Origin of the sequence: Pedobacter hiemivivus, assembly GCF_005144565.1 — a bacterium.
Classification (GTDB): Bacteria; Bacteroidota; Bacteroidia; order Sphingobacteriales; family Sphingobacteriaceae; genus Pedobacter; species Pedobacter hiemivivus.
Genome location: NZ_SWDX01000003.1, coordinates 430,491 through 443,750 on the forward strand (window position 1 = coordinate 430,491; position 13,260 = coordinate 443,750).

The window sequence follows — 13,260 nt, forward strand, 5'->3', positions numbered from 1 at the left end:
ATGCTATTTAGGTTTAATAAAATGCTTATATTATTGATTAAATAAATTTCATTAAGTTATTGATAATTTAAAATTAAATCATAAAATTTATATGGTGTAATTGGCCGATTCACAAATTAACTATTTGTAAACCATAATTTTAAATTAATTCTCAATGAAAGTTAAATGTTTAAGCTTATTGCTGACAGGAGTTATTTTTAGTTCTTGTGAAAGAGGTATCCAAAATTCCGAAAATCCGGCATCCCTGCAGTTAACCACTAAAACCACTTCTGATATTTCCATCTTAGCAGTTGGTGTGACTTTAAATGCCGATGGCCCGGGAAGTACCTACAGTTTACTCAATAGCGTACTGGGCGGAACAGCCTATGAAGTACCTGATTGTGGGCATGCCCAGAACCACATCAGTGAGGTGTTTGATTCCGCACTCAATACCAATGTATTTGTATTTTCCGCACATGTTGTATTAGACGATGACAGATGTGTGGCCACCGATCGTCAGCGTACGGAAATTAAAACTTACGGCTCGTCTCCGGCGAACCTTAAAGCCTCTAATGGTGAAACCGTTACGTATCGCTGGAAATTTAAGATAGATGCCGGTTTTAAAGCTTCTTCCAGCTTTACCCACCTTCACCAGATCAAAGCCGGTGATGGTGATGCAGACGCTCCTCTAATCACCATTACGCCACGCTATGGAGCTAATAATACAGACAAAATGGAGCTTATTCACGTCAACTCTTCAGGTACAACCACTAAAGTTAAAATTGTTAACCTGGCACCTTTCAAAGGCAATTGGGTACAAGTTGTAGAAACCATTAAATTTGGTTCTTCCGGAACTTATAACATCGCGATCAATAAAGTAAGTGATGGTACAAGTTTGATGTCCTATAGCAATTCCAATATGGACTTATGGAGAACAGGTACAACTTTTTGCCGACCAAAATGGGGAATTTACCGCAGTCTGAATAATCCTTCCCAATTGAGGGATGAAGACGTTCGCTTTGCTAATTTTTGCATTGCAGAAGGAAGCGCTACTTGCCCATAGTTTAGCTATAGGAATAACCAAAGCATTCAAAAAGGCGCGCGCTCTTTGAATGCTTTTTTAAGATAATTTTAAAAATGAAACTATATATTACAAATTAATAATCAATTATAGCGTTGCCATATCAATTACAAACCTGTAGCGTACGTCGCCTTTTTCCATGCGTTCATAAGCAGTATGAATATCTTTCATATCAATCATTTCTATCTCAGAAACAATATTATGCGCTGCACAAAAATCAAGCATTTCCTGAGTTTCAGCAATGCCTCCTATACCAGAACCAGCAACACTTTTCCTGCCGCCTAATAAACTAAAAGCCGGGATTTCTGCTGGTTTAGATGGAACACCCACACAGATCAGCGTACCATCGGTTTTCAGTAAAGATAAATACATTTTAAAATCATGCTCTGCTGAAACAGTATCCAGGATAAAGTCGAATGTGCCCATTGCAGCCTTAACCTGTGCTTCATCGGTAGTAACTACAAAACCGTGGGCGCCCAATTTTTTTGCATCTTCTTCCTTTTTAGGTGACGTGCTTAGCACAGTTACTTCAGCACCAAAGGCTACGCCAAATTTAACAGCCATATGTCCCAATCCACCAAGGCCTAATACGGCAAGTTTATGCCCCTTACCAACTTTCCAATGTCTTAAAGGAGAATAAGTAGTAATACCTGCACACAATAGAGGCGCTACAGCAGCCAAGTTTAATTTGTCTGATACATGCAGTACAAATTCTTCCCTAACCACTATGGTATTGGAATAACCGCCATAGGTTGGTGTTTTACCGTCTCTCTCTAAACTGTTATAGGTACCCGTATTACCTTCTAAACAATACTGTTCCAAGTCTTTCTTACAGTTTTCGCAAACCTGGCAAGAGTCTACCATACATCCAGTACCGGCAAGATCACCTACTTTGAAATTTTTCACATGGTCGCCAATTTTAACTACACGGCCAACAATCTCATGTCCGGGAACCATTGGAAATATACCTGGAAACCAGTCGTTTTTAATCTGATGCAGATCTGAGTGACAAACCCCACAAAATAAGATATCAAACTGTACATCATGCGGGCCGACTTCGCGGCGTTCAAAAGCCCATGGAGCTAAATCTGTATCTACGCTTTGCGCTGCGTATCCTTTTGTTTCTATCATATTATAAAGATAGATAATTGTTAAAGTATGCTAATGGCAATTCAAATATTTGAATATACTATGACGATTTTTTGCATAATTGCTACCCCAAAATTATAAACTTAACAAATGCATAATATACCTCTCATAATTTATGCGCTTATTTGCAAATAATTACGACATTGCAATTGGGGGATAATATAAAAAATGGCCAAGTATAGCAATTTTACTGATCCTGAACTGGTAGCTATGCTCAATAATGGTGACCAGCTTGCCCATTCAGAAATATTTGAACGCTATAAAGCTGTATTGTACCGACATGCCATTCGCATCATCAACGATCAAGAAGAAGTAAGCGACATCATCCAGGAATTATTTCTGACGCTCTGGCAAAAAAAAGGAACAATCGTACTAAGCACCTCCCTTTCAGCCTATTTATACCAGGCTATCCGAAACAGGATTTTTGATTTCATTGCCCACCAAAAAGTGGCAAACAAGTATCTCGATTCTCTACGTGATTTCGCCGATCAAGGCCAATACATTACAGATAATACCATCAGGGAAAAAGAATTAAATGCCATCATCGAAAAAGAAATTTCTGCCCTCCCTGTTAAAATGCGAGAAGTTTTCGACATGAGCAGATTTACGGATCTGACCTATAAACAGATTGGGGAACACCTGGAAATATCAGACAAAACCGTTAAGCGGCAGGTCTATAATGCAGTGCGGATATTAAGGCTAAAAATAAACTTCATACTTGCATTTTTCCCTTTTTTCTAAAATTTTCAATTTTCATCTACAACCTTTTACCAGTCATCCCGTCTTAGTCATATAAAAGGATAACAATCCTGCAATATGAACGACAAAGAAATAAAAACACTTCTCGAAAAGTATAAAACCGGAGCACTGAATGCGGATGAAAAAGCCTTCCTGGAAAGCTGGTACATCAGGCAGATAAACGACAGCCCGTACACCATAAGCGAAGAAGACCTGGACAAAAACCTGAAGCAGATCAGCACAAACCTATATTTAAAAAAACAGCACCCGCTTAAAAAGCACTTGTCTAAAATAGCAGCAGCGGCAGCAGTTATCCTGGTGGCTAGTCTGACCATTTATTTTCTCCAAAAGCCTGACCTGCGTCCGACGGACACCTACTCGATTGTAGCCGGCAAAAACACGGCAACTTTAACCCTTGCTAGTGGTAAGACTATTACACTGAGCGATGCAAAAAGCGGATTAATTACCAATGCCAGCACCTTAATTTATGATGACGGGACAGCATTGCCGGACCGGACGGATTTAAAAGCCGCTACCAACCTGACCATGCGTACACCAAAAGGTGGCACTTACCAGGTAGTCCTTCCTGATGGGACCCGTGTCTGGCTGAATGCGGCCTCTTCCCTTAGCTTTCCTTCCAGGTTTGAAGGGAGTTCACGAACAGTTATGCTGAATGGAGAAGCTTATTTTGAAGTGACCCATAATAAATCACTTCCTTTTCATGTAAAAGGAAGCAGACAGGTAGTGGAAGTACTTGGTACTCATTTTAACATCAATAGCTATGCAGATGAACCCGTAGTAAAAACAACCCTACTTGAGGGAAGTGTTAGGATTGTTACGACCAGCCATATGAATGCGAAGTCTGAACAAATGATATTAAAACCCGGCCAACAGGCAGCTGTAAGCCAGGGCATCAAAGTGACTTCAGTCAATACCTCAGCAGCAGTATCCTGGAAAAATGGAGAATTTATCTTTCGGGACGAGCGGCTGTCGAGCATTATGCGGGCAATTTCCAGATGGTACAACGTAGAGGTTGTCTATCGCGATGACCTTTCTGAAAAGGCTGTATGGGGAACCATTAACAGGTATAGTAATGTCTCCGAAGTACTGGATATGATTTCGCTAACTGGTGCTGCCAGCTTTAAAATTGAAGGCAATAAAATTATTGTAATGAAACAAAACAATGTTAACCCATAAACCAATTAATCCATGAAAAGACAAGAAAAAGTACCCTAAGCTGTCCCTGGATAAATTCGATAAAAAGCCAGAAGTGCGGGAAACACTTCTGGCAAAGGTTCGAATTTCAGGTAATAAATTATCGACAACTTATCATTTACAATTCAAACTACTCAAATGTATAAAATTTATACTAAAAATCTGTGTTGGCCCAAGTGCCGTATCCCCATTCCTCTGGTTATGAAATTAACTATTTTGCTAATGACAACAGTTTTGCTCCAGGTTAGCGCAGCCGGATTCGGGCAAAAGATCACCTTGTCTAAAAAATCTGCCAGTATCGAAACTGTATTTGAAGAAATAACCCGGCAAACCGGTTACCGGGTATTATGCCAGATGGACATTATCAAAATGGCAGGCACAAATGACATCAATTACAAACAGTCATCTATAGATGATGTGCTAAACACCTTCTTTTCTGCAAAGGACGTTTCTTACACCATTAAAAATAAAACCATAATTATTCAGCGCAAAGAAGAAAGAGCGCCAACAAAAATTCCGGTTGCTGAACCTCTAAAGGGGATAGACCTGACTGGAAGGGTTACAGACGAGATCGGAAGCCCGCTATCGGGTGCTTCTGTACAGGTTAAGAACACCAGCCTAGCTGCTTCAACAGATGCGAACGGAAACTTTTCTTTCAGGAATATTGATGAAAATGCCGTCCTGATCATTTCTTACCTCAGCTTTATTACACAGGAAGTTCCCCTTACCGGAAAAAAAACACTAAACATCGTGCTTAAGGAAAGTACAAAAGGTTTGAATGAAGTTGTAGTTGTAGGATACGGCACACAGAAACGCAGTCAAGTCACAAGTGCCATCAGCTCTTTTAAACCTACTGAAAAGAACTCCAGACCAGTATTGGGCCCGGACCAACTTATACAAGGAAAAATGGCCGGTGTAATGGTTTCCTCCGGTTCTGGTAATCTGGGCGGCGCAAATCGTGTAAGCATCAGGGGGATTGGCTCTTTAAGTGCCAGTAATGAGCCCCTCTATGTAATAGACGGTGTACCGGTAAGATCGCACAACGCTGCCCTGTTCAATTTCGGGGAAGACATGAATCCTCTTGCTGAACTCAATCCAAATGACATCGAATCGGTTGATGTGTTAAAGGATGCAGCCTCAGCCGCCATTTACGGATCAAGGGCTACCAATGGTGTCATCCTGATTACCACCAAATCCGGCAAAATAGGAAAATCAAAAATGAATATTGATGCCTTTTCAGGTATACAACAGGTTCCATACCTCAGCAAGCTAAAGATGGCCGATTCCAAAACCTATGTGGCGGTCATCAATGAGGGGATAGACAATTACAACCTTCAGTATGGTTATGCACCTGGTATAGGCAACTTTGTTCCCTATATCCAGAATCCCTACCCTGGCCTGCCAGATACGGACTGGCTCGACCTGGTATTGCAAACCGCAAATACCAATAGTGTCAATCTTTCCTTTTCAGGAGGTTCAGATAAGGGCACCTATTTTATTTCCGGGAGTTATCTTGACCAGCAGGGAGCCGTCAAAACAAACAGCCTGAAAAAATACACAGCCAAGATCAACCTCAGTCAAAATGTATTCGCATGGTTAAAAGTTGGTGCCAATACCAATATGAGCTATTCTCACAACAATAGGGTACCGGGTTCAAACCTTGGTTCAACAGTACTCGCACGTGGGCTAGAGCAAAGACCATTCGACCGCCCTTATAAACCAGATGGAAGTTATTATGTGGGTGGTACTTCAGAGTTGCTGAGAAACAATTCCCTGCAGATCCTGAACGAACAAAAGGCATACCTGGACAACTATCGTTTTTTAGGGAACTTCTTTGGCGAGGTCAGCTTTACAAAAGACCTGAAGTTCAAATCATCTATAGGAACAGACCTGATCTATACCCACGATTATGTTTACTACAATGAAAACCATCCCTATGGAACTGGTTCAGGAAGGTTAATAGACAATACCCGCTTAAATACCAATATTGTATTTGAAAATACCTTAAACTATAACCATAAATTTGGTGAACTGGACCTGGCATTGCTTGCCGGGCATTCTTTCCAAAAGATCGGGGCATCCGATAATTCGGTCGACGGAAGCGGCTTCCCCTCTGCCTCATTTGACGTCAATTCTGTAGCTTCAACTATTACTGCAGCTTCAACCGGCCTTTCAGAAAATGCATTGGAATCCTATTTCAGCCGGGCTAACCTGGCTTACGCAGACAAATACCTCCTATCGGTTTCAATGCGTGCAGACGGTTCGTCCCGTTTCGCCAAGCAAAAAAGATATGGTTATTTCCCTTCTGTTTCTGCCGGTTGGGAGCTTTCCAAAGAAAGCTTCTGGAAACCTAAAGACGTAGATCTTAAGTTAAGGGCCAGCTACGGTAATACCGGGAACCAAGAGGGGATCGGGAACTATGCCTACCAGGCGCTTGCAGGCGGAGGCTACAATTACAACAATGCCAGCGGACTTGCCATTACCGGCTTCGGCAATGATCAGCTTACCTGGGAATCTGCTAATCAGTTCAATACAGGATTTGACCTGGGCCTGTTTAATGGTAAGGTCAATATCACTGCCGATTATTTTATAAAAAACACGACCAACTTACTTTACGAAAAGCCGACTGCTGCCACTACTGGTTTCACCAGCCTGACCAGCAATATCGGTTCAATGAAAAACAGGGGGCTGGAACTGGGCATCAATACCAATTATCAGTTTGGCCAGCTACTGTGGAACTCGAACTTCAACATTTCCTTTATCAGGAACAAGCTCAGCTCTTTGTTGGGCAATCAAGACCTATTGATTGGTGCCAACAGGGTATTAAGAGTTGGCAGCGAAGTAGGCAGCTTTTACATTTACAGACAGACCGGCATTTTCCAGAGTGATACTGAAGTTCCAAAACCGTTATACGATGCAGGAATCAGAGCTGGAGATGTGAAATATGAAGATGTAGACAACAATGGCGCAATTGACATCAATGACAGGCTGATTGTCGGCTCTTCCAACCCCGATTTCTTTGGGGGCTGGGACAACTCCTTCAGCTATGGCAATTTCGATCTTAACTTTTCTGTAACTTATTCTTACGGGGCAGAAGTGTATGCTCCATGGCGCATCAATGTATCCAGGCTTGCCGGAACATACTTCCCATTCCTGGAGAGCGAAGCCAACAACAGATGGACAGGTCCGGGAACTAGTAATAATGTGCCAAGAGCAATCAGCGGCAATACCTATAACACCTACAATTCAACTCGTTTTCTGGAAGATGGTTCTTACTTGAGGTTAAGGAACCTGAGTATAGGCTATAACCTGCCGAAAAAACTGCTGGCAAAGTTTAAACTGGAAAGGCTACGCGTTTATGCACAGGCCGACAACCTATTTCTATTGACCAGATATTCGGGCATCGACCCTGAAGTGAATGACAATACTGACCCTAAATTTCTGGGTGATGATAACCTCGTCATGCCACAGCTCAGGTCGTTCAATATCGGCTTCAACCTTACCTTTTAGCATTTAAAATTTCAAGTCATGAACATCAGAATATTTATTTTACTTGCCATCATCAGCATTACAGGCCTCTCCTGCCAGAAGCAGCTTGACCTGTACCCCCACTCCGCAGCCTCATCGACCAACCTTTCGGCCAAAGACGTTGAACTTTTCCTCAATGGGGTATACAACAAAGTACAAAATGCACCTGGACGGGAATCTTATATCTTCTCCGACCTGATTGGCGGGAACCTAATCACTGCCAGAGGCACCGGTGGCCCAATTCAGCTGATCAACAGTTTGCTCCGTCCAGAACAGGCCATGATCAGCACTTCATGGAACGGTTACTATAATGCACTTTACCAGGTAAATGTACTCCTGGAATCAGCGAGCTCAATGGAAGCTTCGTCCAGAAAGGATGAAATCCTGGGCGCTGCACATTTTTTCAGGGGATATATTTATTACAACCTCGTTTCACGCTGGGGTGGTGTACCAGTGCTACAAAAGAACACTACCGAAAATATAGCCCGGAATTCCGAAGCAGAAGTTTGGGCATTCATCGAATCAGAGCTTAACCTTGCCATTAACCAGGCGCCAAACTATAGTAATTATTACTATGTATCCAAAGATGCTGCAAAAGCCTTAATGGCCAGGGTAAAACTTGCACAAGGGAAAATGCCGGAAGCTGCAGCCCTAGCGGAACAACTTATTACAGGCAGCAATTTCAAGCTGGACAGCTTTGAAAAAATCTTCCGCAATCAGCAAAATACTGAAGAGATCTTTGCTTTTAAAAATCTGACAGCAGAATCCACTATCACCATCAGCACCCTTTTTTATACCTATGCACACCCTGTAAAAGGCAGTTATGCCTATGCACCGGCAAATGATGTAATGCAGCTATTTGAGGATGGAGACAAAAGGAAAGCCATGTCTATAGATGTTTATGGAAGCGACAATGTGATCAATAAATACCCAAGTGGACAATCGGGAACCGACCCGATCATCGTTACCCGGCTGGCAGAAATGTACCTGATCAGTGCCGAAGCGCAGGGCATAACTGGACTTGGCCGGCTAAATGACCTGAGAAATACCCGTGGCCTGCCCAGCATATCCCCTGTTGGTGATGCAGCTTATCTTAATGCTGTGCTGCTGGAGCGCAGACGGGAACTCCTGGCTGAAGGCTTCAGGTGGTACGATCTCGTACGTCTTGGAAAAGCAAAAACAGACCTGGGTATAAGCGACGCCCAGCTTAAACTACCTATTCCCGAAAAAGAACTGGTGCTAAATAACCTGCTCGAGCCAAACCCAGGATACGGAAATTAACTGACCTTTCAATAATTAAATATGATGATCATGATCACAAAAAATATATATACGTTAATGCTGATGTTCTTTTTCCTGGTGTCTACGGCTTGTAAAAAAGAACAAAGCCAGCAAACCGATCCCAGGACATTTAGTCTGCTTACACAAAAGATTATAGCTAACTCTGATGTGATGGCGAATGTTTTTTCAGATACCACTTTCCAGCTTCAACCAGGAATTGAGGAAACGGATATCCATTACCTTAGCCAAAGCGGAGGGCTGAGCACCAGAATCTTTATTTTAAAACTTGACCTCAAAAACCCGGATGTAAAGCTTCAAGCCGCAACTCCTTATGACGCGCCGGGTTCTGCATCGCAAACTGTACCTGATATGGCCAAATACATAGACGCTGCAAACAACCGGGTACTGGCAGGGATAAATGGTGATTTTTTCAATACCAGCAGCTATGTACCGCTTGGTATCGTGTATAAAAAAGGTGTTGCTGTTAAATCCGCTTTTACCGACAATACAGATAAGCCCCAGCAGGGCTTAAGCTTCCTGGGCATACTGGCCAATGGCAAGCCTTATATCGGTGACAAAGACACCGATTATCCTGCAATAAAAAACCAGTTGAAAGAAGCATTGGGCGCAGGCGTATTCCTGGTCAGGGACCATAAAAAAGTAACACAGACCATTCCTACAGTTGATCCTCGTACCGGCGTTGGGATAACAGATGATGATGTGGTTTACTTTATAGTGGTTGACGGCAGGAGTTTTTACCATTCCAATGGGATCAACTACCAGGAAATGGGTAAAATTATGTATGCCTTCGGTGTTAAGGACGCGGTGAACCTCGATGGCGGTGGTTCTTCTACTTTCATGATCAAACACCCCCGGGCAGATATATGGCAGGTGCGCAACCAGCCCGCCGACGGTGCGCCCCGTGCGCTTGCCAATTCCTGGTTAATCGTATCCAAAACAAAACCATAAAGTCCTTAAACAACAAGTCATGAAAAGAATATTCTTCTTCATTATACTGGCTATGCTGGCTGTTACATCCTGTAAAAAAGACAGTAAAGCCCCAGTTACCTCTACAGCACTTAAGATTAATTCTTTATGGCCGGATAATGGCCAGGCTGCTATGATTGTAACCATTAACGGAAAAAACTTCAGCACAGAGCCAGCAGCCAACATTGTAAAATTTAACGGCGTAAACGCAGTAGTCATTGAAGCCTCATCTACACAGTTACAAGTAGTGAGCCCCGAAAACGCAGGAAATGGAAAGGTAACCATTAGCCTAAACGGGCAATCTGCAGATGGTCCGGTCTTCACTTATAAAGAAGCCCCGGCATCCGAATATATTGTAAGTACATTTGCCGGAGATGGCACTGCCGGCCTGCTGAACGGTGCTGCCGCTGATGCCCAGTTCAGAAACCCGGAGGGTGTTGCCGTGGATGCACAAGGCAACCTGATTGTGGTCGACCGCCAGAACCATACCATCAGGAAGATTACACAGGCGGGGCAGGTCACTACCATTGCTGGTGATGGAACCGCAGGTTATGCTGATGGAGTTGGAACCGCAGCAAAATTCAGTTCCCCCTGGAAAGTGGCTGTGGACCTGCAGGGAAATATTATTGTGGCTGACCGCGACAATTTTAAGATCAGAAAGATTGCCCCTGATGGTACAGTAAGTACTCTTGCAGGCAGTACTGCTGGCTTTGCAGATGGTAGCGGAAGTGCTGCGAAATTTATGCAGCCCCTGGATGTTGTGGCAGATGCGCAGGGAAATGTTTATGTGGCAGACAATACCTCGCACCGTATCCGAAAAGTTACCCCCTCTGGTATGGTAACCACACTTGCAGGTGATGGCACAGCCGGGTTCCTGGATGGAACGGGCACACAGACCAAATTCAGAAACCCATCAGGGCTTACACTCGATCAACAAGGCAATATCATTGTTGCCGACAGGCTCAACCATCGCATCCGTAAAATTACCCCTGGGGGCATAGTTACTACAGTTGCTGGTGCCGGAACTACCGGCCTGTTGGATGGAGACGTCCTTACTGCGAAATTCGCCGACCCTTACGGTGTTGTCGTTGATGCAAATGGAAACATCCTCGTAGCCGAACTGACCAATGCCAGGATCCGTAAAATTACTCCCGCAGGGCAGGTTAATACACTTGCGGGGAGTTCGGCCGGTTTCGCAGATGGATTAAGTGTGAATGCAAAATTTAACCAGCCAACCGATCTGGATGTAGATACAAAAGGGAATATTTATGTGGCCGAAGTAACCAATCACAGAATCAGGATGATCCGTTTAATCAAATAACAGGAATTTAAAAATATCACGAATATGAAAGGAATTAATTTTAATGCCAGGGGGATAATATTGTCTGGACTTTTCGTTCTGGGCAGCATCCAAATCCAATGTACAAAACAGGTTGAAGAGGCTTTACTGAAGCAGGGAGCGCAGCGTGGCCAAGTAGCCATGACCAGCAGCAGCATGGCTTATTCTGACCTGACCCAAAAACTTTTAGATGAGTCGGGATTTATTGACACCGTGATTTCAGATGATGAAATCAGCATAGCACCTGGTGTTGTAGAAACAGACATACATTATACCGATACCGCAGGAAAGGCTATGCACCTTTTTATCCTGAAGGTTGACCTGAACGAGCCACAGGTATACATGGAGGTATCTACGCCTTTTAACCTCCCGGCCTTTACCAGGCAAACAGTTCCGGCACAGGCTGCTGAAGTTGATACCGCAACCCACAAGGTGATTGCAGGCATTAACGGTGATTTTTTTGATACCAGTACTGGCATCCCAATGGGTGTTGTGCATAAAAACGGTGATGTCATCAAAAGCACATTCAACGACAATACCTTAAAACCCCAGCAAGCAGTCAGTTTTTTTGGCGTAACAGAAAACAATGCCCCATTTATCGATCTTAAAACTGGCTATTCTGCTTTCAGCAGCCAGCTTTACAACGGCACCGGCAGTGGTGTGCTGCTGGTAAACAACTACCTTCCTGTATCACAACCCTATAACGTATTTGATCCGAGAACCTCTGTTGGCTATGATGACAATGGGTTCGTATATTTTGTGGTGGTAGACGGGCGGAATGTACCTTATTCCAACGGAATAAACTATGCACAGCTAACCAGTGTTTTTATGGCCTTTGATGTGAAAAACGCGGTGAACCTTGACGGCGGCGGTTCTTCTACTTTTATGACGAGGAACCCGCTGACGAATGTTTTACAGGTGAGAAACCAGCCTTCGGATGGGACCGCCCGTACAGTTGCCAATGCCTGGCTGGTTTACATCAGCAAGGTCATGGCCAGCAACTACGCGGGTACCGGAACCGCCGGCCTGGTAAACGGGGCGAAAGCAAGTGCGCGTTTCGACAGCCCGGAAGGTTTGGCCATAGATGCCTCAGGTAATATGTACATCGCCGATAAAAACAACCATGTGATCCGGAAGATAAGCTCTGCCGGAACAGTAAGCACCTTTGCAGGCACCGGAGTTGCCGGCTTTGCTGATGGAGCTGGCAGTTCTGCTAAATTCAACAGTCCCTGGAAAGTTGCTGTTGATGGCTCGGGCAATGTGTATGTGGCAGACAGGGACAATTTTAAGATTAGGAAGATCACGTCTTCGGGTGTAGTGAGTACGCTTGCCGGAAGCACAGCGGGATATGCAGATGGTACCGGAAGCGCCGCTAAGTTTATGCAGCCACTAGATGTGGCTGTAGATCCATCTGGCAATGTCATTGTAGCCGACAATACCAGTCACCGAATCCGCAAGGTAACACCTGCAGGCGTTGTGACTACAGTTGCAGGGAATGGAACTGCAGGCTATGTAAACGGAACAGGCACAGCTGCACAATTTAAAAACCCATCGGGTGTCGCCGTCGATGCTTCGGGCAATATTTATGTGGCAGACCGCTTAAATTTCCGCATCAGAAAAATTACTACTGCAGGCGTAGTCAGTTCTTTAGCCGGCAACGGTACTTCTGGTACAACAGACGCCGCAGCCGCTTCGGCGAAATTTTCTGATCCTTACGGAATTACGGTTGATGCATCCGGAAACGTGTATGTGGCCGACCTGATCAGCTCACGTATCCGAAAAATAAGTTCAGGTCAGGTAACTACTTTAGCCGGAAGTATACCCGGAGACAAGAATGGCACCAGTACAGTAGCCAGGTTTAACCAGCCTACTGACCTGGTTATTGATGGCACATCAAACATCTACGTAGCAGACCATACCAACAACAAAATCCGCCTGGTTAAACTGATCAATTAATTATCCA

The 13,260-nt window shown here is 43.9% G+C and carries 9 protein-coding genes; 8 read left to right on the top strand and 1 reads right to left on the bottom strand.

What is annotated here, in order from left to right; all coding sequences use genetic code 11:
• The first annotated feature begins 154 nt into the window (after nucleotides 1-154).
• On the top strand, nucleotides 155-1,042 hold the full coding sequence (locus FBD94_RS09035) for a hypothetical protein (RefSeq protein ID WP_136879958.1): 888 nt from the start codon (nucleotides 155-157) through the stop codon (nucleotides 1,040-1,042).
• Nucleotides 1,043-1,147: 105 nt separating this feature from the next.
• Here FBD94_RS09035 and FBD94_RS09040 read toward each other — a convergent pair whose 3' ends face one another.
• A complete protein-coding gene (locus FBD94_RS09040; protein ID WP_136879959.1) occupies nucleotides 1,148-2,191 on the bottom strand; it encodes an NAD(P)-dependent alcohol dehydrogenase in 1,044 nt (347 codons plus the stop codon).
• A 186-nt stretch (nucleotides 2,192-2,377) separates the two neighbouring features.
• Between FBD94_RS09040 and FBD94_RS09045 the strand changes: the two genes are divergently transcribed.
• The 7 genes from FBD94_RS09045 to FBD94_RS09075 all read left to right on the top strand — a co-directional run bounded on the left by FBD94_RS09045 (nucleotide 2,378) and on the right by FBD94_RS09075 (nucleotide 13,253).
• Complete coding sequence (locus FBD94_RS09045; protein ID WP_136879960.1) at nucleotides 2,378-2,950, top strand: RNA polymerase sigma-70 factor; 573 nt, start codon at nucleotides 2,378-2,380, stop codon at nucleotides 2,948-2,950.
• 75 nt (nucleotides 2,951-3,025) lie between these two features.
• Nucleotides 3,026-4,144, top strand: coding sequence for a FecR family protein (locus tag FBD94_RS09050; protein ID WP_136879961.1), 1,119 nt, complete (start codon nucleotides 3,026-3,028; stop codon nucleotides 4,142-4,144).
• 240 nt (nucleotides 4,145-4,384) lie between these two features.
• Entirely contained in the window at nucleotides 4,385-7,672 is a 3,288-nt protein-coding gene (locus FBD94_RS09055) for a SusC/RagA family TonB-linked outer membrane protein (protein ID WP_235884414.1), read from the top strand.
• 18 nt (nucleotides 7,673-7,690) lie between these two features.
• Nucleotides 7,691-8,971: a RagB/SusD family nutrient uptake outer membrane protein gene (locus FBD94_RS09060; RefSeq protein WP_136879963.1), complete on the top strand. Its 1,281-nt coding sequence runs from the start codon at nucleotides 7,691-7,693 to the stop codon at nucleotides 8,969-8,971.
• Between the two features lie 30 nt (nucleotides 8,972-9,001).
• Nucleotides 9,002-9,940, top strand: a complete 939-nt coding sequence (locus tag FBD94_RS09065) for a phosphodiester glycosidase family protein (RefSeq protein WP_235884415.1) — start codon at nucleotides 9,002-9,004, stop codon at nucleotides 9,938-9,940.
• Nucleotides 9,941-9,959: 19 nt separating this feature from the next.
• On the top strand, nucleotides 9,960-11,279 hold the full coding sequence (locus FBD94_RS09070) for an IPT/TIG domain-containing protein (protein ID WP_136879964.1): 1,320 nt from the start codon (nucleotides 9,960-9,962) through the stop codon (nucleotides 11,277-11,279).
• A 24-nt stretch (nucleotides 11,280-11,303) separates the two neighbouring features.
• Nucleotides 11,304-13,253, top strand: a complete 1,950-nt coding sequence (locus tag FBD94_RS09075; protein WP_136879965.1) for a phosphodiester glycosidase family protein — start codon at nucleotides 11,304-11,306, stop codon at nucleotides 13,251-13,253.
• Nucleotides 13,254-13,260: the final 7 nt, after the last annotated feature.

What these genes read in the sequence shown, in the direction of transcription:
- FBD94_RS09055 (WP_235884414.1), top strand. Translation starts at nt 4,385, where the DNA reads ATGACAACAGTTTTGCTCCAGGTTAGCGCAGCCGGATTCGGGCAAAAG.
- FBD94_RS09065 (WP_235884415.1), top strand. Translation starts at nt 9,002, where the DNA reads ATGATCACAAAAAATATATATACGTTAATGCTGATGTTCTTTTTCCTG.
- FBD94_RS09070 (WP_136879964.1), top strand. Translation starts at nt 9,960, where the DNA reads ATGAAAAGAATATTCTTCTTCATTATACTGGCTATGCTGGCTGTTACA.
- FBD94_RS09060 (WP_136879963.1), top strand. Translation starts at nt 7,691, where the DNA reads ATGAACATCAGAATATTTATTTTACTTGCCATCATCAGCATTACAGGC.
- FBD94_RS09040 (WP_136879959.1), bottom strand. Translation starts at nt 2,191, where the DNA reads ATGATAGAAACAAAAGGATACGCAGCGCAAAGCGTAGATACAGATTTA.
- FBD94_RS09050 (WP_136879961.1), top strand. Translation starts at nt 3,026, where the DNA reads ATGAACGACAAAGAAATAAAAACACTTCTCGAAAAGTATAAAACCGGA.
- FBD94_RS09075 (WP_136879965.1), top strand. Translation starts at nt 11,304, where the DNA reads ATGAAAGGAATTAATTTTAATGCCAGGGGGATAATATTGTCTGGACTT.
- FBD94_RS09035 (WP_136879958.1), top strand. Translation starts at nt 155, where the DNA reads ATGAAAGTTAAATGTTTAAGCTTATTGCTGACAGGAGTTATTTTTAGT.
- FBD94_RS09045 (WP_136879960.1), top strand. Translation starts at nt 2,378, where the DNA reads ATGGCCAAGTATAGCAATTTTACTGATCCTGAACTGGTAGCTATGCTC.